The sequence below is a fragment of the Microbacterium hatanonis genome, from assembly GCF_008017415.1.
Classification (GTDB): Bacteria; Actinomycetota; Actinomycetes; order Actinomycetales; family Microbacteriaceae; genus Microbacterium; species Microbacterium hatanonis.
This window is the reverse complement of record NZ_VRSV01000002.1, coordinates 659,163-679,891: the sequence shown is the minus strand read 5'-3', so window position 1 is coordinate 679,891 and position 20,729 is coordinate 659,163. Positions and strand designations below refer to the sequence as shown.

The window sequence follows — 20,729 nt, the reverse complement described above, 5'->3', positions numbered from 1 at the left end:
ACCAGCGCGAGATATCGTCCGCCTAGACTACGGCGCCATGCGGTTGACCACAGTCACACGGATGACTCTCCCCCCGGGACGGTTGTCCAGCTTCGTCGTCCGCACGGGCGAGACGCCCGGGAGGCGCCTGCCGGTCTCGTTCGACCAGAGGCGTCACGTCGGCGAGGGGCAGCGCCCCGGCTCGTGGATGGCGGTGTCGTTCCGCCTGCCGGTCGGCGTCGAGCGCGAGCAGCTCGCGTCGGCCTGGATGCGGGTGATCGCGCGGCACGGCACCTTCCGCACCGCCTTCCGACCCGGCGACGACGGCCCCGCCCTGCACGAGGTCGACGTCGAATCGGGCGCGTGGACGCAGCATCCGGTCGCCCCCGGGCGCACCGCGCGCGAGGTCGTCCGCGACGTCTTCGACGAGGCCTGCGCCCCGTACCAGGCGCCGTCGTACCGGCTCTGCCTGCTCGAACCGCACGACGAGACCGAGGGCGGGGTGGTCGTGATCGGCGCCGACCACTCGCACGTCGACATGTGGTCGTGGCACGTCGTGATCCGCGATCTGCTCGCCGCGATCGACGAGCCCGACGTCTGCGGCGAGCCGGCAGCACCCTTCGCGGAGCACACCGACCTGCTCGAGCGGATGCCCCCGGCGCCCTCACACGTCTCCGAGAGGTGGGAGGCGATCCTGGCGGCCGAGGCCGGCGCGATGCCCCTGTTCCCCCTGCCGCTCGGCGACGTGTCGAGCCCGCGACGGGCCGTGGTCGAGGTGCGCGACGTGCTCGACTCGGCCGAGCTCCGCCGGTTCGACGCCGCCGCATCCGCGCTGTCGGTGCGCGCGATCGCGCTGGCGATGAGCGTGCTCACCCGCGTCACGCGCACCCTCGCCGATGCGCCGCTGCGCGCGGTGTTCCCCGTTCACAGCCGTCACGACCACCGCTGGCACGACGCGGTGGGCTGGTTCATCACGAACGCGGTGATCGAGAGCGACGACGACGATCCGGCGGCCTGCGCCGCATCCGTCAAGGAGGCCATGGCGCTGGGGTCGTACCCGCTCGCGCCGATCCTGGCGCCGTACGGCGGCATGCCCGTGCGGCCGGGGATGTTCGCCCTGTCGTGGCTCGACGTGCGGCGGATGACCATGCCGACCGACCCCGAGCTCGAGATCCAGCACGTGTCGGCGGCGATCGACGTCGACGGCGTCATGATCTGGTTCACCGCCACTCGCAATGGCCTGCAGCTGCGCTCGCGCTACCCCGACACCCCCGAGGCGCGGGCGAACGTGGGCGCGTGGCTCGACGCCCTCGAGGCGGGGCTGGAGGATGCTGCGGCCCGCTGACCGGTCCTGCGCATGTTCCCGGGAGGAGCGATGCTCCCCTGACGCGGATGGTGGGTGGGACCAGCCGTTCGCGACAGGGGAGCACCAGGTCACTCGTACCGCAGCGACTCCACCGGGTCGGCCTTCGCTGCCCGGGCGGCGGGAAGCGTGCCGGCGAGGAACGCGATCAGCATGACGATCAGGATCACCGCGCCGATCGAGAGGGGGTCGAAGGCGATGAGATCGAGCCCCGGCAGGTCGGCGAGCAGCGACCCGGAGAGGGCCGTGCTGATCGCGGTTCCCGCGAGGATGGCTCCGACGGCCCCGATCGCGCTGCCGAGGAACCCGATGAAGGCCGCCTCGAGACTGAACAGGCCGAAGACGCGCCCGCTCCCCATGCCCATCGCCTTCATCAGGCCGATCTCGCGGGTGCGCTCCTGCACCGACATCAGCAGCGTGTTGACGATGCCGAAGCTCGCCGCGAGCAGGGCGATCACCGCGAACGCGTTCAGCACGAGCACGATGCCGTCGATCACGGTCTTGATCGTGCCGAGCTGATCGGCGACCGTCGTGCCGGTGTAGCCGGCGTCGGCCAGGTTCGTCTTGAGATCGCTAATCTGCTCGTCGGTGGCGTCGGGGCTGAACCACACGGTCGCCTGGGCGTAGCGCTCGACCTGATCGGCGGGGACGCCGATGTTCTGCGTCTCGAACAGCTGGTCGGTCAGAGCATCGTTCGGCACGATCGCCGAGCCGGTCGGAGACGCGATGCTCTCCTCGGCGACCCCGCTGATCGTCGCCTCGATCAGGTGCGGGGTGCGCGTCGCATCCGTCACCTGGATGGTGACCGTCTGCCCCACGGCGTCGTCGTCGCTCGAGAAGCCGAGCGGTTCGACGTACGAGGCCGGCAGCGCGAGCTGCAGATCGGCGGAAGAGTCGTCGGGCTCACTGCCGGCGAGCACGTTCACGGCCTGCCCGGCCACGAGACTCCCCACGCTCACGACGTACTTCGAGCCGTCGCCGCCCTCGATGTAGTCGGCGGTGATCGACTTCGTCGCCTGCACATCGAGCACCCCGTCGACGTCACCGAGTGCGGAGAGGTCGTCGGGTCCGAGGGCTACGACGGTCGCTCCCGGAGGGCCGGGCTGCGCGCTGGTGACCGAGTCGGGGTTGTACTCGGTCGGACCCGAGTCGGTCGAGGCGAACCCGGCCGTGGACTCGGCGGTCTTGGTGACCGTCATGGTGTCGGAGGCGCCCACCCCTGAGACGGTGTCGTCGATGTAGGCGTTGATGCCGGTGCCGAGGCCGTTCGTGAGCGTCAGGGTGAACGCACCGACGAAGATCGCGAGGATCGTCAGGATGGTGCGGGTCTTGGAGCGGAAGGTGTTCGAGACGGCCGTCCCGATGAGGTCGAGGGTTCTCATGCGGCCACCGCCGCCGACTCGTCGACCAGCAGGCCGTCTCGGATCAGGATGCGACGGTCGCAGCGGGCCGCGAGCTCCTCGTCGTGGGTGACCACGATGAGGGTGATCCCGGTCTCGCGGTTGAGGGAGAACAGGATGTCTTCGACCACCGCGCCGGTGTGCGAGTCGAGGTTTCCGGTCGGCTCGTCGGCGAAGATGATGCGGGGGTCGTTCACCAGGGCGCGGGCGATGACGGTGCGCTGCTTCTGACCTCCCGAGAGGTTCACTGCCTTGTTCTTCGCCTTGTCGGCGAGCTCGAGCTGCTCGAGTGCGGCCAGGGCGCGGCGACGACGTTCGATGCGGCCGACCCCGGCGATCTTCATCGGCAGCAGCACGTTCTCGAGCACCGACGCGTTCGCGGTGAGGAAGAACTGCTGGAACACGAACCCGAAGGTCTTGTTGCGCGTCTTGTTGAGGCGGCGCCCGCGCAGTTCGCGCGTGTCGACGCCCTCGAGCTCCACCGTGCCCGACGTCGGGGCATCGAGCAGGGCGAGCACGTGCATGAGCGTCGACTTCCCCGAGCCGCTCTTGCCGACGATCGCGACGCTCTCGCCCTCGAAGATGTCGAAGCTCACCCCCTTGAGCGCTTCGAAACGGTTCTGGCCTCGACCGTACGACCGGCGTACGTCCTTGACCGAGATGATCGGCGTCATGGTGAGCTCCCCTGTTCCGCTCCGGTCCTCCCGAAGCTCCTCCAGCCTCGCGACCGGCGGCGCCCGGGGCGTCCCCCGACCGCGGACACCCTCCGTACCGCGACGGCGGTACGCGATATCCCGCGGACGGATGAGTCGCCGCGCACGGATGCCCGCCACACTGGGGAGATGGTGGATGCTGCGGGGCGCGCTCGGATACCGGGGCAGCTGCACTGGCGTCCGCCCTCGTGGGTCGGCGACCTGCTGGCCGCCGCGCTGATCGTCGGCGCCGCGTTCGCGCCCTTCCCGCAGGAGGAGTTCCGCCCCGGCAGCCTCCTGGCGCTCGCGCTCGTGATCGCTCCGGCCTTCGTCCTCCCGTTCCGTCGGCGCTGGCCGATCCCGGTGCTGGCCGTGATCATCGTGCTCTACGGGGCTGCGGCCCTCCTCGGCACGCTCTCGGCCGGCAACGCCATCGCCGCCGCCGTGGCGATGTTCGCCGTGGCGAACCGGTCCACGCGCCGGGTCACCATCATCGTCGCGGCCGTGGCGGTGGTCGACATCGTACTGCTGAGCCTGCTCGCGACCGTCGGAAGCGTCTGGGACCCGCGGGCGCTCCAGTTCGCGATCACGGTCGCGTTCGCCTCGGCGGCGGGCGATGCGACCCGCTCTCGCCGGGAGTACATCATCGCCGTCACCGAACGCGCCGAGCGGGCCGAGCAGACCCGTGAGGCCGAGGCCAGCCGGCGGGTCGCCGAAGAGCGCCTGCGCATCGCGCGCGACCTCCACGACGCGGTCGCCCACCAGATCTCGGTCATCAGCCTCAACGCCGGTGTCGCATCATCGGCCCTCGAGAGCAGGCCCGAGAAGGCGAAGGAGGCTCTGGGCACGATCCGCGTGGCCTCGCGCGCCGTCCTCGGCGAGATCGGCGATCTGCTCGCGGTGCTGCGCGCCGACGACCCCGAGGAACGCGAGAGCAGACCGCAGCCCGGCCTCGATCGTTTCGACGACCTCGTCGCCGATTTCTCGCGCGTCGGCCTGACCGTGCAGACGCGTGTCGAGGGTGACCTGGCGCAGGTCACCGGTGCGACGGGCCTGGTCGCGTACCGGGTGATCCAGGAGGGTCTCACCAACGCCCAGAAGCACGGCGCGGGGTACCGCGCTCACGTGCTGATCGACGTCGGCCCCGACCGTGTGACGGTCGTCGTCACCAACCCGCTGCCCGTTCCGCACGGCGACCACGGCGATCCTCGGGGGCACGGTCTCCTGGGCATCCGCGAGCGGGTCGCGTCGGTGAAGGGCGACGTCGAGGCAGGTACGACCGTCGGCGGGTGGCGCCTGGCCGCTACGCTGCCGCTCACCCGGAAGGACGCCCCATGACCACGGTGCTCGTCGTCGACGACCAATCGCTGATTCGCCAGGCGGTGACCGACATCCTGTCGTCGGAGGCCGGCCTCGCCGTCCTCGGCGAGGCGGTCGACGGGATCGAGGCGGTCGAGAAGGCGCGCGAGCTGCGCCCCGACGTGGTGCTCATGGACATCCGGATGCCGCGGCTCGACGGCATCGGCGCCACCTCGGCCATCTGCGCCGATCCCGACCTCACCGAGACCCGCGTGCTCATCCTCACCACGTTCGAGGAGGACGAGTACCTCGTCGCGGCTCTCCGCGCCGGGGCGAGCGGCTTCATCGGAAAGGGCGCCGAACCGGACGAGATCGTCCGAGCCGTGCGGGCGGTGCACGCCGGCGACGCGCTGCTCTCACCCACCGCGACCCGCAGCCTCATCACGCGGTACGTCCTACCGCCGGCGCCCGCGCCCCGCGGCGACCAGGCCCCCGTGCCGCCCGCCCTCGCCCATCTGACGGAGCGCGAGCGCGAGGTGCTGCTGCTGGTCGGTCGCGGGCGCTCGAACCAGGAGATCGCCGACGAACTCGTCATCTCGCCTCACACCGCGAAGACGCACGTGAACCGGATCATGACGAAGCTCTACGCCCACGATCGCGCCCAGCTCGTCATCACCGCGTATGAGAGCGGGATGCTCTCGCCCGGCGAGGCGTGAGCGGGGTCTAGCGCGGCGCGCGCACGAAGAGCTGCCGCACGACGCGGAGGAGCCCCAGGAAGCCGAACAGGCCGATCGCGGCGCCGAGCAGGTCGAACAGCCCCCATCCGCCCGGGTATTGGGGGCCGGTATCGGTCACCGTCAGCACGATCGCGACCACGACGGCCGTGATCGACACCAGGGCGCCCACGACCTGCGCGGCGATCGAGCGGACGAATCCCTCCTGCGCCTCACCGGGGATCGCGCGCACGCGCAGGCCCGCGGTGCCGTTCTCGATGCCGGTCATCAGGTTCTCGAGCCGTTGCGGCAGCGCCTTCACCCGCACCGCGGCCAGCGCCGCACTCGCCTGCGTGTCGAGGGCGAGGCGCTTCGGCGAGACCATGCGGCGCGCGAGGCCGGGCACGACCGGGAGCGCGCGGGCGATCATGTCAAAGTCGGGCACGAGCACCCGCAGGCACCCTTCGAGGGTCGCGAAACTGCGGAACGCCGATGCGAGGTCGCCCGGCAGGGCGATGCGGTGGTCGCGGATGACGTCGACCATCCGGGAGAAGATCGACCCGTCGCCCGGGGGCCGGTAGCGCTCGGAGGTGAGCACGATGCCGATGTCGTGGCGGAACGCGTCGATGTCGGCATCGGCCGGCACGTCGACGATGAGCAGCAGCGCGTCGCTGGCGATCACGTCGTCCTCCGTGAGCGCCCCGAGCAGGAGCGCGGTCATGTGCTCGCGCTGGCTCCTCTCGATCACCCCGATCGCTCCGAAGTCGATGAGCCCGAGCGTCCCGTCGTCGCGGAGGATCACGTTGCCGGGGTGGAGGTCGGCGTGGAAGACGCCGTAGAGCAGGATCTGCTGGATGACCGAGGTCATGAGCCCGATCGCGAGCGCGTCGCGGTCGTCGGCCGACATCGCATCGAGCCGGTCGCGCGCCCGGCTGAGCGGCTCCCCGGCGACGAGGTCCATGGTGAGCAGACGCTTCGTCGATGCGTGCGCGTGCACGGCCGGGATCGACAGCAGCGGACGCTCCTCCCCGTCGTCCTCGGCGATGAGGGCCAGCGCGGTGCGGATCATCTCCATGTTCCGCGCCTCGATGCGGTAATCGAGCTCATCGAGGAGCGTGGAGGTGAACCCGCGCGCGACCGACTCCAGCCGCAGGTCCTTGCCCGCGCGGGTCTGCCGCTCGGCGCGCTGCGCCAGGCGCAGGATGATGTCGACGTCGGCCTCCACCTGCGCCCGTGCGGCCGGCCGCTGCACCTTGACCACGACGGGCGTCCCGTCGAGGAGGGTGCCGGTGTGCACCTGCGCGACCGACGCGGCGGCGAGCGGCGCGGGGTCGATCGACGCGAAGACCTCGTCGATCGGGCGGTCCAGCTCGCCCTGGATCACGGTCTCCACGACGTCCCATGCGAGGGTGTTCGCGCTGGACTGCAGGGTCGACAGCGCCGAGATGTAGGGCTCGGGGATCAGATCGCGGCGGGTGGAGAGCACCTGTCCGAGCTTCACGAAAGTGACGCCGGAGTCGTTGATGGTCGACACCAGCGCCTGCGCTCGCTGCTGGCTGGTCGTGAGCTCCCGCTCCACGCGCGACGTGCCGTGCACGAGCCAGCCCGCACCGTGCTGCGACGCGATCGCGAGGATCTGGAGGTAGCGGCGGGTGCGCTTGCGCTGACGGATGCCCGCGCGTGCGACGTCGATCGGATTCGGAAGCGGTCTCGTCGGGAAGATGGCCTCCAGCGCGACGAGCACCGCGAGCCCGAGGGCGAAGATCCACGCGAGGGAGAGCACCACCACCGCGAGAGCCAGGAGGGCCGACTGAACGTCGTCGGTGCGCCCGTCCACGAGCAGGCCCGACTGATCCAGCATCCAGTTCGAGAAGGGCAGCCCCACACTGAAGACGAGGAGCCCGACGAGGATGCTGCGGGGCCAGCCGACCGGCGTCTCGAGGATGCGTCGTGCGACGAAGCCGACGAGGAACGCCGAAGCGATCGCGAAGAGCGCCGTCAGAATATCGGCGAGCACGGGGGCACCTCCCTCTCGCCGGCCGTGATGCCGGCTGGTGCACACACTAACAACGCCGCGGCGATCATCCCACGGTGGGATGCGACCCCCGCGGTCGGAGACAATGCAGGGATGGATCTCTCCGCCGGGCCGATCGTCCTCGACGGCGGACTGGGCACGCTCCTCGAGTCGCACGGCCACGACCTGTCCGACCCGCTGTGGAGCGCGAGGCTCCTCGTCGACGACCCCGACGCCATCCGCGCCGCGCACGCGGAGTACTTCGCCGCCGGCGCGCAGGTCGCGATCACTGCGTCATACCAGGTGGGCTTCTCCTCGCTCGCCCGACGCGGGTTCTCGGCCGCCGACACCGAGGGCATGCTTCGCGCCAGCGTGAGACTCGCCGCATCCGCTCTCTCCGCCGTCGTCGCCGACGGGGTCCCGCGCTGGATCGCCGCATCGATCGGCCCCTACGGCGCGACCCTCGGCGACGGCTCGGAGTACCGCGGCACGTCGGGACTGACCCGCGACGAGCTGCGCCGATGGCACGAACCACGGTTCGCGGTGCTCGCCGACGCGGGGGCCGATCTGCTCGCGTTCGAGACCATCCCCACGCTCGACGAAGCCGCGGCTCTCGTCGATCTCGCGCGCGGCTGCGGGCGGCCCGCCTGGTTGTCCTTCACGATCGAGGGCGGGCGACTGCGATCGGGGCAGCCGATGGCAGACGGCTTCGCCCTGGCGAACACCGCGGACGAGGTCATCGCGGTCGGGATCAACTGCTCCCACCCCGACGAGGTGCCCGGTGCGATCGCCGCCGCCCGGTCGGTGACCGACCGCCCCGTCGTGATCTACCCGAACTCGGGCGAGCGGTGGGACGCCGACGCTCGGGTATGGCGCGGCGCCCCCGGTCTCCCCGGCGACGACTGGGCGGCCGGAGCGAGCCTGGTGGGCGGATGCTGCCGGGTGGGGCCCGCTGACATCGCGCGGGTGAGGGCGGGGTTGCGCGCCGGTGGACCGATCCGTCGCCTTCGGTAGCGTGGAGGTATGCAGCGGCGCAGACGTTCCTGGGTGATCGGCGGTACGGCTCTCATCGCCTGCGGGGTCCTGTCGATGTTGTCGTCGTCCTTCCTCGGCACCCCCGCGGTCCGGGCGGTCGCGATCGCCGGCGACGTCGCCTGGGCGGTCGGTGTGTTGACCTTCGCGATCGGACTCACTCGCGAGCAGAGCCTCGTCGCCCGCAAGCCCCTCGGAACGGTCGCGCTGGTCATCGTCGCGCTGTGGCCCGTGACGTCGTCGGCGATCGGGGCGGTGCTCGAATCGCAACGCACGACCGACCCCGCCGTCTGGAGCGTGCTCGGCTACGTCGGCATCGTGGTCCCGATCGCGGCCGGCCTCATCGCCACCGTGCAGATCGGCCGCATCGGCGTCGCACCTCACCCGTGGCGTTGGGCTCCGCTCTGGGTGCTCGCGGGGCAGGCGGCGCTGTGGGTGATGATGCAGGTGGCGTATCTCGTGGTGCCCGGCGACGAGGTGCAGCTGCTCGCGGAGCCGCTGGCAGCGCTCGGCACGCTCTCGGTGCTGGCTGCGACGCTCGGCCTCGGCATCCTGGCGCTCGTGCTCGCCGCACGAACGAGGCCCGAGTCGGTGGAGGTGTACGCGCCCGGCGCGCACTGATCGCCGGCGGTGCGGGGCCGGCCGCGCAGCATCCGCTCGGCGAATGCAGAACGACCCCCGCAGGAACTCTCACCGCAGGGGTCGCCGCGCACCAGCAGGATCCATCTCGATCGAACCGCGACCGACCCTTGTACCGCACGCGTTGCACCAGTGACTCTGCCACCCGCCTCTCCCTCGGAGACGGGCCTTGACAGGCCCCGGGCCGGCCCCTAGCCGACGAGACTTCACCCCAGCGACGAGACTTCGCGCGACGGACGACGTCTCGTCGCCCGGATGACGTCTCGCGGTCGGACTTTCGGCGCACCGAACGAAAAACCCGTCGGAAAGTTGCCATGATGAAGGCCTGAGAGGGAGTAGTTCCCGCAGAGCGCGTCGACATGCTGGTGAGATCGACCTCACCCGGTGCGCCGCCCGGATTCCGGGTGAACGAGACTCTCGACACCATCGACGTGTCGGGCGTTCGCCTGCCCGCGCGCCGAGAAAGGCGCCCCGTGTCCTTCTTCAACCTGCTCGTCGTCTCGGTCGGCGTCTCGGCCGACGCGTTCGCCGTCTCCCTGGCGCAGGGGGTGCGCGTGAAGGCCCAGGTCTATCGCGACGCCCTCCTCGTGGCGCTGACCTTCGGCCTCTTCCAGGCGGTCATGCCGTTGCTGGGTTACCTGCTGGGCGCGCAGTTCAGCGCACTCATCGCCCCGGTCGACCACTGGATCGCGTTCGGTCTGCTCGCGCTCATCGGCGGCAAGATGCTCTGGGAAGCCTTCCGCTCACACCCGGATGCTGCGCCTTCCGGCCGCATCCGCCCGCGCGAGCTGCTGCTGCTCGGCATCGCGACGAGCATCGACGCCCTCGCCGTCGGGATCAGCTTCGCGTTCCTCGACGTCGACATCGTGCCGGCGGTCGTGCTCATCGGCGTCATCACGTTCGCCGTCTCGTTCGTCGGCGTCGCGCTCGGTCACCGCGTCGGAACCCGCTTCCAGAAGCCCGCTGAGATCGCCGGAGGCCTCGTGCTGATCGGCATCGGCACGAAGATCCTGCTGGAGCACCTCCTCGGCTAGCACCGGCGAGGAATAGCGGCGCTGCCCTCCCCGTTGGGCCGGGGGTCGGCCGTCCGCGACGCGCCGGCCCCCTCCCCCGAAAGGACCCCCGTGGATCTGTTCTCCCCCCTCGCCGTCGGCGACCTCGACCTCCCCAACCGCGTCGTGATGGCGCCCCTGACGCGCATGCGCTCCGGCGCCGACGGCGTGCCCGGCGACATCGTCGTCGAGCACTACGCCCAGCGCGCCGGCCTCGGGCTCATCATCACCGAGGGCGTGTACCCGAGCGCCGAGTCGCGGGCCTACCCCGGCCAGCCGGGGATCGTCACCGACGAGCAGGCCGAGGGATGGCGAGCCGTCGCAGAGGCGGTGCACGCCGAAGGCGGACGCATCGTGATGCAGCTCATGAACGGCGGACGCGTCTCGCACACCGACATCACGGGCACCGACCGCATCGTCGCCCCCAGCGCCGTCGCGATCGACGGCGAGGTGCACACCCCCGAGGGCAAGAAGGCCTTCCCCGTGCCGCACGCCTTGACGACGGCAGAGCTCGACGACGTGCGCGCCGAATTCGTCGCGGCCGCCCGCCGGGCGATCGACGCCGGGATGGACGGGGTCGAAGTGCACAGCGCGAACGGGTACCTGCTGCACCAGTTCCTCTCCCCCGTCTCGAACCAGCGCACCGATCTCTACGGGGGGTCTCCGCAGGCCCGCGCGCGGTTCGTCGTCGAGGTGACCGCGGCCGTCGCGGCCGAGGTCGGCGCCGGTCGCGTCGGCATCCGCCTCTCCCCCGCGCACAACATCCAGGACGTCGTCGAGACCGACCCCGCCGACGTGCGCGCCACCTACGAGGCGCTCGTCGACGGCCTCGCACGCCTCGGCCTCGCCTACCTCAGCGTGCTGCACGCCGAACCGGCCGGCGACCTGGTGCAAGACCTCCGTTCGCGGTTCGGCGGCGTGTTCATCGCCAACAGCGGCTTCGGTCAGCTGACGACGAAGGACGAGGCGGCCGAGTTCGTCGCGCGCGGAGCAGCGGATGCTGTCGCCGTCGGGCGTCTCGCGATCGCCAACCCCGACCTCGTCGAGCGGTGGCGTGGCGGCCACCCCGAGAACGAGCCGAACCCGGCGACGTTCTACGGCTCCGGCCCGGAGGGCTACACCGACTACCCGCGCCTGGCGGGCTGATCCCGCGCGACCGATGACCGCGAGACCCCTTCCGCGCGACGAGACCCCGGCCCGGTGTCAGGGTCTCGTCGCGCGGACGTGGTTTCGTATTCACCCGCGTGCCGCATAGTGGGGCGATGAGACGACGGTTGAGCACGGGCGCCCTCATCCTCATCGCGGTCCTGTCGGCTGTGGCCGTGCCGGTCGTGTTCGTCGCGGGCGCCGCATACGGCATCGAATCCCCGGTCTGGGATGCATCCCGACCGACCTACTTCTACGAAGAGAGGCCGGGCGGGGGATTCGTCGTCATCGCCGCCCTGCTCTGCTGCGCCGCGCTCGCCACGATCGCCGTCCGTGCGGGGTTGGCGGCCCTCGATCGGCGACGAGCGGCGCCGCATCCCGGTGCGTCGGAATGACGGTTCCCCGGGCGACGGCGGTCACCGAGCGCGGCGCGGAGGGTCGAGACCCAGAAGGATGCGGGTGCGCTTGCGCTCCACGATGATGAACGTCGTGCCGAGAAGCCACAGCGGCACCTGCGTGAGGAAGGCGATGCGGAACGCGTCGAGCGAATAGGTGTCGGGCGTTCCAGCCCCCTGCAGGTCCATCGCGATGCCGATGGCGAGGATCGCCAGGAGCCCCGCGAGAAAACCGCCTCCGTTGACGATGCCCGTCGCGGTACTGAGGCGGTGGCTCGGATTGTGGGCACGCGCATGGTCGAACGCGATCATCGATGCGGGGCCCCCGGTGCCCATCGCGAATGCGAGAACCAACAGCAGCCACAGCGGAGCCTGGCCGGGCCAGACGATGACGGTGATCCACGCCGCCGCCTGGAGCGCCACCGAGGGAATCACGAGCCACAGGGAGCGCCGCATCGGGTGGCGGCTCGACAGCGCGCCCATCACCGGCCCGACGACGATGCCGAAGACCACGAACGCGGTCAGGACGAGTGAGGCCGCGGCGGGTTGCAGCCCCTCGCCCGCCGTCAAGAAGGGGAAGCCCCACAGGATCACGAAGACGTAGCCGGCGAGCGGTGTCGTGAAGTGCGACCAGAACCCGAGCCGGGTGGCCGGGTGCGCCCAGGCCTCGCGGAAGCCCTGCCGCAGGTCGGCGGCCGAGCGCACCACGGTGATCGTTCCGGTGTCGGTGTCGACGGCGACGTCGACCGCGCGACTGGGCGGTCGGTTGCGGATGATCGCGAAGATCAGCACCGCGAACAGCAACCCGAGCCCGGCAAGGCTGCCGAAGGCCACGCTCCACGACGTGGCGTGCAGCAGCGCCGCCAGCGGGATGATCGACACGATCTGACCGAGCTGGCCGATGACGCCCGTCATCTGCACGAGGAACGGCGCCCGCTGAGCGGGGAACCACGTCGCGATCACCCGCAGCACGCTGGGGAAGATGGCGGCGTCGCCGGCGCCCAGCAGTACGCGCGCGAGGATGCCGATGCCGACGTCGGAGGCGAACGCCATCACCAGCTGACCGACCGCCATCAGCACCATGCCGATCGTCATGACGGGCCGCGCACCGAATCGGTCGAGGAGGAGCCCGACGGGGATCTGCATGCCGCCGTAGACCGCGAGCTGGATCACGGCGAACATCGACAGCGCCGACGCATCCGCGTTGAAGCGGGTCGCCGCATCCACACCGACCGCCGACAGCGACGTGCGGTTGGTGATCGACAGCACGTAGCCCGCGAGGCCCACGGCCCACACCAGCCACATGCGCCAACCCGGCGCGGGGGCGAGCACGGGAGCAGTCACGGGTCTTCTCTATCGACGGAAGGGACCCTCCCAGCGTAGGCGGGGTCGGAGCGGGTCAGCGTTCGAGCACGACCGCGAGGCCCTGTCCGACGCCGATGCAGATCGCGACCACCGCGACCCCTCCGCCACGGCGAGCCAGCTCGTGCGCGGCGCGGCCGACGACGCGGCCGCCCGAGGCGCCCAGCGGATGCCCGATGGCGAGGGCCCCGCCGTGCACGTTGAGCTTCGCGGGGTCGAGCTCGGTCCACAGCTTCGCGCAGGCGAGCGACTGCGAGGCGAAGGCCTCGTTGAGCTCCACGAAATCGACGTCGGCCCAGGTGCGCCCCGCTCGGGCGAGGGCCCGGTTCGCCGCCTCCACCGGGGCGATCCCGAACACGTCGGGATCGTTGCCGAACACCCCGCGCCCGGCGATGCGGGCGAGGGGCTCGGAATCCAGCGCGCCCTCGGCACCGATCAGCACAGCGGAGGCGCCGTCGTTGATGGGAGAGGAGTTGCCCGCCGTGACCGAGCCGTCCGCGGCGAAGAGCGTCTTGAGCCCGGCGAGCTTGTCGAGGGTGGTGTCCTCGCGGATGCTCTCGTCCCGGGCGAGCTCGTTGCCCGAGACCTGCACGATCTCGCCGTCGAAGACCCCCGTCGCCCAGGCGTCGGCCGCGGCCCGGTGGCTGCGCAGGGCGAAGGCGTCCTGCTCCTCACGGCTGATCTCGTAGAGACCGGCGAGCTTCTCGGCCGACTCGCCGTTCGAGATCGTCCAGTCTTTGCGCAGACGCGGGTTCGTCATGCGCCACCCGATCGAGGTGTTCCACATCGTCGGGTTGCCGACGGCCGGGAACGGCTTGGGCGATTTCTCCACGACATAGGGGGCCCGGCTCATCGACTCGACGCCGCCGGTCAGCACGATGTCGGCGTCACCCGCTTCGATCGCGCGCGAACCCTGGATCACCGCCTCGAGCGACGACCCGCAGAGACGGTTGACCGTCACCCCCGGCACGCTCGACGGGAAACCCGCCAGCAGCGCACCGAACCGCGCCACGTCGCGGTTGTCCTCGCCCGCCTGATTGGCGTCGCCGAAGATCACGTCGTCGATCCGGGCCGGGTCGAGACCGGTGCGGGCGACGGATGCTGCCATCACGGTCGCTGCGAGATCGTCGGGGCGGACGCCCGAGAGTGCTCCGCCGGCCCGGCCGAACGGAGTGCGGACGGCGTCGTAGATCCAGGTGCTCGGCATGTCAGTCCTTATCTCGAGACAGAGGCGCGGTGAGGGAGAGCCCGAGGGCGGCCTCGAGCGAGGCGACGGTGTTGTCGCCGAAGAGCTCGCGCACGACGAACCCGTCGGGGGTGACGTCGAAGACGGCGTGGTCGGTGTAGACGCGCGAGACGCATCCGACGCCGGTGAGCGGGTACGCGCATCGCTCCACGAGCTTCGGCTCGCCCGACTTCGTGAACAGGTCGGTCATCACGTAGACGTCCTTCGCGCCGATGGCGAGGTCCATCGCCCCGCCGACGGCGGGGATCGCCCCGGGCTCGCCGGTCGACCAGTTCGCGAGGTCCCCGTTCTGCGAGACCTGGAAGGCGCCGAGCACGCACACGTCGAGGTGGCCGCCGCGCATCATCGCGAACGAGTCGGCGTGGTGGAAGTAGGCGGCGCCGGGCAGCGCGGTGACCGCCTGCTTGCCGGCGTTGATGAGGTCGGGATCCACCGCGCCCGCCTGCGGCGCGGGGCCCATGCCGAGCAGCCCGTTCTCGGTGTGGAGGAGGATCTCCTCGCCCTCGGGGAGGAAGTTCGCCACGAGGGTCGGCGCCCCGATGCCGAGGTTCACCACGGCGCCCTCCGGGATGTCGGCGGCGATGCGCGCCGCGAGGTCGTTGCGCGAGATGCGGGTGGTCATGACGCCTCCTCGGCGGATGCGGCGAGGGGCGAGCCCTCGAGGTCGACGCCTCCGACGAAGGCGCCGTCGCGCAGCCACGGGCGCTCGCCCACCGCGACGACGCGGTCGACGAAGATGCCGGGCGTGACGACCGTCTCGGGATCGAGGCCGCCGAGGTCGACGACCTCGTCGACCTGCACGATGGTCGTGGTGGCGGCCGTCGCCATGATCGGGCCGAAGTTGCGCGCCGTCTCGCGGTAGACGAGGTTGCCCCAGCGATCGGCCCGGTAGGCCGAGATCAGGGCGTAGTCGGCGCGGATCGGGTACTCGAGCACGTACCGGCGCCCGTCGATCTCGCGCTCCTCCTTGCCCTCGGCCAGGAGCGTGCCGACACCGGTGGGCGAGAAGAACGCGCCGATGCCGGCGCCTGCCGCGCGGATGCGCTCGGCGAGGTTGCCCTGCGGGACGAGTTCGAGCTCGATCTCGCCGGCGCGGTAGAGCCTGTCGAAGACCCACGAATCCGACTGGCGCGGGAACGAGCACACGATCCTGCGCACCTGCCCGGCGGCCAGGAGAGCCGCGAGCCCGGTGTCGCCGTTGCCGGCGTTGTTGTTGACGATCGTGAGCTCCCGCGCCCCCGACGCGATGAGCGCGTCGATGAGCTCGACGGGCTGCCCGGCACGGCCGAAGCCGCCGATCATGACCGTCGCGCCGTCGGGGATCCCCGCGACCGCGGCCGCAGCATCCGGAACCTGCTTGTCGATCATGCGTCCCCCTCGGCGAAGACCTCGGAGGCGATGCGGAAGGCGGTGTTGGCGGCGGGCACGCCGCAGTAGATCGCCGATTGCAGGATGACCTCGGAGATCTCCGCGGTCGTGAGTCCGTTGCGCAGGGCCGCGCGCAGGTGCATCGCGAGCTCCTCGTGGTGGCCCAGCGCGATGAGCGCCGTCAGCACCGCGATCGACCGCGACCGGCGATCGAGCGCGGGGCGCGACCAGATGTCGCCCCAGGCGTACCGGGTGATGAGGTCCTGGAAATCGGCGGTGAACGCGGTCGTGCGCTCGACGGCACGGTCGACGTGCGCGTCGGAGAGCACCTCCCGCCGCACGCGCATGCCCTGCGCGTGCCGTTCGGCGTCGGTCGATCCGTGATCCGGGGTCGTCATGCGGCCTCCTCATCGATGCGGCGGAAGAAGTCGTCGAGCGCGGTCGCGACCGCGGCGGGCTGCTCGGCAGGCGGCAGGTGCGCGGCATCCGGGATGCGGATGCTGCGCCCGCGGCGGACGCCTCGTGCGATCTCGTCGGCCTTCGCCTCGGGAGCGACCTGGTCGAACTCGCCCCACAGCGCCAGCACGGGCGAGGCGATCTCGCCCAGGCGGCCTCGCACGTCGTACGCGGCGAGAGCCTCGCAGCAGGCGGCGTAGCTGTCGTCGTCGGCGTCCTGCAGGGCGTGGAGCAGGCGCCCCGTGAGCTCGGGCTCGCGGGCGAGGGAGTCGGGCGCGAACCACCGACCGGCCGAGGCGGTGATCAGCGCCGAGGTCGACTGCGCCCTCACCTGGGCTGCGCGGGCGTGCCAGGAGTCGGGGTCGCCGAGGAGCGCACCCGAGGCGACGGCGGCGGTCGCCTCGACGAGGTCGGGGTGACGGAGGGTCAGCTCCAGACCGGTGGCGCCGCCGAGCGAGACACCGGCGTAGCGGACGGGGGCGTCCGACAGGCCGCGCGCGAGGTCGGCGACCGCGTCGGCGAGGTCGGCGACGGTGAAGGGCGACGTCGACGCGGGTGACGCCCCGTGGCCGGGGAGGTCCCACGCCACGACGCGGTGGGAGCGGGCAAGGGTCGGGATGACGCGCTCCCACAGGATCGTCGAGGTGCCGAGCGACGGTCCGAGCAGCAGCAGGGGAGCATCGGCGGGGCCGACCGGGGTGGTGTGGGCCAGCGCGGGAACGGTCATCGGTTCTCTCCTTCGCCGAGGCGGTCGACGAACGTCGTGGCGAAGCCCGTGTACCGGGCGGGGTCGAGCAGGTCGTCGACGTCGAGCCCCGACGCCTCGGGGAGCGCGCGCACGAGGTCGGCGAGATCCGTGTCGGCGGCCTGCCGGATCAGCGCGGTGAAGCGCTCTCGCCCGATCAGCGGAACGAGGACGATGCCGAGGCGCTCGCTGACGACCAGCCCGTCGGTGAGAGCGAGGTTGCGCGCGACGGCCTCGCGGTCGACCGTCAGCCCGGCGGCGAGCGATGCCGTGTGCGCGGAGGCCCCGAGCGCGAGGCGGAGGAGTTCGCGCAGGGTCGGCCATTCGGCGTGCCAGGCGCCGTCGGGACGCTCGTCCACGGCGAGCGCGGCGGCAAGATGCAGGGTGGCACCCAGCTGCGGGGCGCGGAGGGCGGCCGAGCGGATGAGCACCGAGGAGACGGGGTTCGCCTTCTGGGGCATCGCCGACGACCCGCCGCCGGCGGCCTCCGAGACCTCGCCGATCTCCGTGCGGGTGAGGGTGGCGACGTCGGTGGCGAAGACGCCCACCGCGTCGATCGCCTGTACGAGGGCATCGCCGAGCTCGGTGACGGGCCAGCGTTCGGTGTGCCAGGGGGCGTCGGTGGGCCTGAGGCCCAGTTCGGCCGCGTAGGCCCCGGGGAGCTCTGCGGCGCGTTCGGCCCCGAGGTCGGCGACGAACGCCGCCAGGGTGCCCGCGGCACCCCCGAGCTGCACGGGCAGTTCTGCGCGCGCCGCGTCGAGCCGCACGATGGCACGACGGATGCCGCGCACCCACCCCGCGGCGCGCGCCCCGACGGTCGTCGGCACGGCGTGCTGGGTGAGGGTGCGGGCGGCCGCGACGACGTCGCGATTCGCGGCGGCGAGAGCGGTGAGCGCCGCCTCGACGCGGTCGAGGTCGTCGCGCACCCGATCGGCCGCCGAGCGGGCGACCAGCATCAGGGCGTTGTCGAGGATGTCCTGGCTCGTCGCCCCCCGGTGCACCCACGGCCGTGCGGCCTCCGGAACACGCTGCCTCAGCATCCCCGCCAGAGCGACGACGGGGTTGCCCGCGGCGACGGCTGCGCCGGCGAGGTCGGCCGCGTCGAGGCCGTGCCCCCGGCAGCCCTCGCCCGCCCCCGTCCAGCCGAGCGCCGAGGAGACGTCGTCGGCGACCTCGGCGGGAGCGGCTCCCACCGACGCGAGCGCGCGGACGAGCGCGACCTCGGCCGCGACGAGGGCGTCGAGCACCGCAGCATCCGAGACCGCCGCATCGTGCCCCGCGCTGACGGGAGAGAGCAGTCCGACGTCGAGAGGATGCGGGTCAGAAGGCAAGGAAGACGGTCTCCTTCTCGCCCTGCAGCCGGATGTCGTGCTGGAGGTGACCCTCGGGCGTGCGGGTCGCGATGAGCGTAGCGCGCTCGTCGGCGTCGAGGGAGGCCAGCAGGGCGTCCGCGGCGAGCGCGTCGGCGTCCTCCGGGAGGTAGATGCGCGTGTGGAGCTTGTCGGGGAGTCCGCGAGCGAAGACCACGACGGCGAAGAACGGCGCCTTGCCGTCGACCGAACCGGGGTTGCGGGTCCAGAACTCGAATCGGCCCTCGTCGGTCGTGAACGCGCGGCCGAATCCGGTGAAGGTGTGGTCGTCGCGGCGGCGCGATCCGCGCCCGCGCGAGACTGTGCCGTCGCTGTCGGCGCCCCAGATCTCGATGCAGGCGTCGGGGATGGGCGCCCCCGCGCCGTCGCGGAGGATGCCGCCGACGACGATCGCGCCCGGGGAGTGCGGGAAGACGACCTCGTGCATCTTCGGGTACTGCAGCCCGAACGCGAAGAAGGGGCCGATCGTCTGCCCGGCGGTCGGCTGGAGCGGCGCGTCGCCGCGTGCCGCCACGCGCTGACGACGGGTCTCGGTGGTCTCGCTCATGTCAGTGCTCTCCCTCGGGCTCGAACCACGTCGCATCCGGACCGTCGACGACGATGTCCCAGCGGTAGCCCATCGAGAACTCGGGCACCGTCAGGTCGTGGTCGTAGGTCGAGATCAGTCGGTCGCGATCGCTCTGCCGGGCGATCGTGTTGTAGATGGGATCGAGGGCGAACAGCGGGTCGCCCGGGAAGTACATCTGCGTGATGATGCGCTGGGTGAACCCCGTGCCGAACAGCGAGAAGTGGATGTGGGCGGGGCGCCAGGCGTTCACGTGGTTCTTCCAGGGGTAGGGCCCCGGCTTGATGGTGGTGAAGAAGTACTCGCCGTTGTCGTCGGTGATCATGCGTCCCGCGCCCGTGAAGTTCGGGTCGAGGGGGGCGGGGTGCTGATCGCGCTGGTGGATGTAGCGTCCCGCGGCGTTTGCCTGCCACACCTCGATGAGCTGGTTCGCGACGGGGCGGCCCCAGCTGTCGACGACTCGGCCGGTCACCGTGATGCGCTCGCCCTGCGGCTCGCCGGTGTGCTGCAGGGTGAGGTCGGACTCGATCGCGGCGACGTCGCGCTGACCGTAGGCGGGCGAGAAGAGCTCGATCGTCTCGGGGTCGACCAGGCGCGGGTTCTTCGTCGGGTGCCGCAGCACGCTGGAGCGGTAGGGCGAGAAGTCGATCAGCGTGCGGGGCAGGGTCTCGCCGGCCTGCTCGCGCTCGGCGGCGGCACGGTGGAGGTCGCCGATCTCGGCGGTGATCTCACGCTGCGTCGGCATGTCGGGCGACGCCAGGAGCGACTCGGGTGCGGCCGCCGTCTGCTCGAGCACGACGCTCGATCCGAACGCCTCCTCGCCGCGCGGGTCGGCGTCCGCCGCGTTCTCCAAAGCGGTCATGGGGTCTCCTTCGACGGTCCATTCGAGTGGGGTGTCTACAGAGTCGCACCGGGGATGGCGGGCGCAGCATCCTCGTTCCCACTCAGTGGGAATCCGGATGGCGCACGGCGCGGGTGAGGTCTTTCGCGGTCTGCATCACCAGCGGCGCGAGCCTGCGTTCGTCGAGTGCTTCCCCCAGGTGCGCCACGATGCCGATGGCCGCCGGAGGAAGCCCCGGAAGTGCGCCCAGGGCGGCGGCGACCGAGAAGTTGCCGAGCGTCATCTCCTCACGGGTCGTCGCGTAGCCCCGGCTCCGCGCGCGCTCGATGTCGGCCCGGAGGCGCTCGGGGTCGGTGATCGAGAGCCGGGTCTCGAGTTCGAGCGGGGCGGAGAGGTAGTCGTCGAGCCAGACGTCGTCGCGCGTGGCGAGCAGCGCCTTGCCGACCCCGGTCGCGTGCAGCGGGTGCCTCCCCCCGCTGCGGCTGATGGTCGGCACCGAGGAGCGCCCGGTGATGCGCCCGACGAAGATCGCGGATGCTGCGGCAGGGGTGGGATCGTCGAGCACCGCGAGGTGGACGTTCTCACCGGTCGCCTCGTACAGCCGCACCATGTGGGGAAGCGCCGTCTCGCGCAGCTGGGCCGCGAGAGGCGACAGCTCGCCGATCTCCCACAGCCGCGCGCCGACGGCGTACCGGTGCCCCGTGGTGCGCGCCAGCATCCCCTCGGCGAGCATCATCGCGATGAGGCGGTGCACCGTCGACAGGGCGAGCCCCGACCGCGCGGCGAGCTCGCTCGCGGTGAGCTGCGGGTCGTCCTCGGTGAAGGCGCGCAGCAGCCCCATCGCCCGCTGCAGCACTCCGTCGCTCACTCTCGCCTCCCCCCACGACGCTACTCGTCGGGTAGCGGGGGGAGGAGATGACACGGGCGGAGGATGATCGACACCTCCAGCGTCCTCCACTCATGAGATCTCCTCCGCCAGCCGCGGCGGGGTGATTCCCAACGAGTGGGAATGGTGGGCAACGAGAGCCGAGCCCGCGCGGCAGAGTGGTCGG

Annotated in this window: 21 protein-coding genes; 8 read left to right on the top strand and 13 right to left on the bottom strand. The window is 71.5% G+C overall.

Annotation, left to right across the window (positions count from 1 at the left end; genetic code table 11):
• Positions 1-61 precede the first annotated feature (61 nt).
• Positions 62-1,324, top strand: coding sequence for a condensation domain-containing protein (locus FVP77_RS13345; RefSeq protein ID WP_187266939.1), 1,263 nt, complete (start codon positions 62-64; stop codon positions 1,322-1,324).
• 89 nt (positions 1,325-1,413) lie between these two features.
• On the opposite strand, the gene FVP77_RS13340 is transcribed toward FVP77_RS13345, so the two are convergent.
• Both FVP77_RS13340 and FVP77_RS13335 read right to left on the bottom strand, forming a co-directional pair.
• Entirely contained in the window at positions 1,414-2,724 is a 1,311-nt protein-coding gene (locus tag FVP77_RS13340) for an ABC transporter permease (RefSeq protein ID WP_147895064.1), read from the bottom strand.
• Positions 2,721-3,416, bottom strand: a complete 696-nt coding sequence (locus FVP77_RS13335; protein WP_147895063.1) for an ABC transporter ATP-binding protein — start codon at positions 3,414-3,416, stop codon at positions 2,721-2,723. Before FVP77_RS13335 ends, FVP77_RS13340 begins: the two co-directional genes overlap by 4 nt.
• A gap of 168 nt (positions 3,417-3,584) precedes the next feature.
• On the opposite strand from FVP77_RS13335, the gene FVP77_RS13330 reads away from it, so the two are divergent.
• Both FVP77_RS13330 and FVP77_RS13325 read left to right on the top strand, forming a co-directional pair.
• Entirely contained in the window at positions 3,585-4,772 is a 1,188-nt protein-coding gene (locus FVP77_RS13330; protein ID WP_147895062.1) for a sensor histidine kinase, read from the top strand.
• Positions 4,769-5,449, top strand: coding sequence for a response regulator transcription factor (locus FVP77_RS13325; protein WP_147895061.1), 681 nt, complete (start codon positions 4,769-4,771; stop codon positions 5,447-5,449). The genes FVP77_RS13330 and FVP77_RS13325 overlap by 4 nt, the downstream gene beginning before the upstream one ends.
• Before the next feature lie 7 nt (positions 5,450-5,456).
• On the opposite strand, the gene FVP77_RS13320 is transcribed toward FVP77_RS13325, so the two are convergent.
• Positions 5,457-7,463: an ABC1 kinase family protein gene (locus FVP77_RS13320; protein WP_147895060.1), complete on the bottom strand. Its 2,007-nt coding sequence runs from the start codon at positions 7,461-7,463 to the stop codon at positions 5,457-5,459.
• Between the two features lie 111 nt (positions 7,464-7,574).
• Between FVP77_RS13320 and mmuM the strand changes: the two genes are divergently transcribed.
• From mmuM to FVP77_RS13295, 5 genes are all read left to right on the top strand, one after another.
• The gene (mmuM, locus tag FVP77_RS13315; RefSeq protein WP_147895059.1) at positions 7,575-8,474 is read left to right on the top strand and encodes a homocysteine S-methyltransferase; all 900 of its coding nucleotides are present in this window, start codon (positions 7,575-7,577) and stop codon (positions 8,472-8,474) included.
• A 9-nt stretch (positions 8,475-8,483) separates the two neighbouring features.
• The gene (locus tag FVP77_RS13310) at positions 8,484-9,113 is read left to right on the top strand and encodes a hypothetical protein (protein ID WP_147895058.1); all 630 of its coding nucleotides are present in this window, start codon (positions 8,484-8,486) and stop codon (positions 9,111-9,113) included.
• A gap of 422 nt (positions 9,114-9,535) precedes the next feature.
• Positions 9,536-10,165 (top strand): manganese efflux pump MntP, encoded by a 630-nt coding sequence (locus FVP77_RS13305; protein WP_342779754.1) that lies wholly within the window; start codon positions 9,536-9,538, stop codon positions 10,163-10,165.
• Between the two features lie 90 nt (positions 10,166-10,255).
• Entirely contained in the window at positions 10,256-11,329 is a 1,074-nt protein-coding gene (locus FVP77_RS13300) for an alkene reductase (protein ID WP_147895056.1), read from the top strand.
• A 116-nt stretch (positions 11,330-11,445) separates the two neighbouring features.
• Entirely contained in the window at positions 11,446-11,724 is a 279-nt protein-coding gene (locus FVP77_RS13295) for a hypothetical protein (protein ID WP_147895055.1), read from the top strand.
• Positions 11,725-11,745: 21 nt separating this feature from the next.
• Here FVP77_RS13295 and FVP77_RS13290 read toward each other — a convergent pair whose 3' ends face one another.
• The 10 genes from FVP77_RS13290 to FVP77_RS13245 form a co-directional block, all read right to left on the bottom strand.
• Positions 11,746-13,068, bottom strand: coding sequence for an MFS transporter (locus tag FVP77_RS13290; RefSeq protein ID WP_425463142.1), 1,323 nt, complete (start codon positions 13,066-13,068; stop codon positions 11,746-11,748).
• 55 nt (positions 13,069-13,123) lie between these two features.
• Positions 13,124-14,293, bottom strand: a complete 1,170-nt coding sequence (locus FVP77_RS13285; RefSeq protein ID WP_147895054.1) for a thiolase family protein — start codon at positions 14,291-14,293, stop codon at positions 13,124-13,126.
• A 1-nt stretch (position 14,294) separates the two neighbouring features.
• The gene (locus FVP77_RS13280; RefSeq protein WP_147895053.1) at positions 14,295-14,954 is read right to left on the bottom strand and encodes a 3-oxoacid CoA-transferase subunit B; all 660 of its coding nucleotides are present in this window, start codon (positions 14,952-14,954) and stop codon (positions 14,295-14,297) included.
• Positions 14,951-15,700, bottom strand: coding sequence for a 3-oxoacid CoA-transferase subunit A (locus FVP77_RS13275; RefSeq protein WP_147895052.1), 750 nt, complete (start codon positions 15,698-15,700; stop codon positions 14,951-14,953). The genes FVP77_RS13280 and FVP77_RS13275 overlap by 4 nt, the downstream gene beginning before the upstream one ends.
• The gene (pcaC, locus tag FVP77_RS13270; protein WP_147895051.1) at positions 15,697-16,098 is read right to left on the bottom strand and encodes a 4-carboxymuconolactone decarboxylase; all 402 of its coding nucleotides are present in this window, start codon (positions 16,096-16,098) and stop codon (positions 15,697-15,699) included. The genes FVP77_RS13275 and pcaC overlap by 4 nt, the downstream gene beginning before the upstream one ends.
• Positions 16,095-16,883 (bottom strand): alpha/beta fold hydrolase, encoded by a 789-nt coding sequence (locus FVP77_RS13265; protein WP_147895050.1) that lies wholly within the window; start codon positions 16,881-16,883, stop codon positions 16,095-16,097. Before FVP77_RS13265 ends, pcaC begins: the two co-directional genes overlap by 4 nt.
• A complete protein-coding gene (locus FVP77_RS13260; protein WP_147895049.1) occupies positions 16,880-18,232 on the bottom strand; it encodes a lyase family protein in 1,353 nt (450 codons plus the stop codon). Before FVP77_RS13260 ends, FVP77_RS13265 begins: the two co-directional genes overlap by 4 nt.
• Positions 18,222-18,818 carry a protocatechuate 3,4-dioxygenase subunit alpha gene (gene pcaG / locus FVP77_RS13255; RefSeq protein ID WP_147895048.1) on the bottom strand — a complete coding sequence of 199 codons (597 nt, stop codon included), beginning with the start codon at positions 18,816-18,818 and terminating at the stop codon, positions 18,222-18,224. Before pcaG ends, FVP77_RS13260 begins: the two co-directional genes overlap by 11 nt.
• A 1-nt stretch (position 18,819) precedes the next feature.
• Positions 18,820-19,698, bottom strand: coding sequence for a protocatechuate 3,4-dioxygenase subunit beta (pcaH, locus tag FVP77_RS13250; RefSeq protein WP_147895047.1), 879 nt, complete (start codon positions 19,696-19,698; stop codon positions 18,820-18,822).
• Between the two features lie 82 nt (positions 19,699-19,780).
• Positions 19,781-20,545, bottom strand: coding sequence for an IclR family transcriptional regulator (locus FVP77_RS13245; protein ID WP_246134115.1), 765 nt, complete (start codon positions 20,543-20,545; stop codon positions 19,781-19,783).
• Positions 20,546-20,729: the final 184 nt, after the last annotated feature.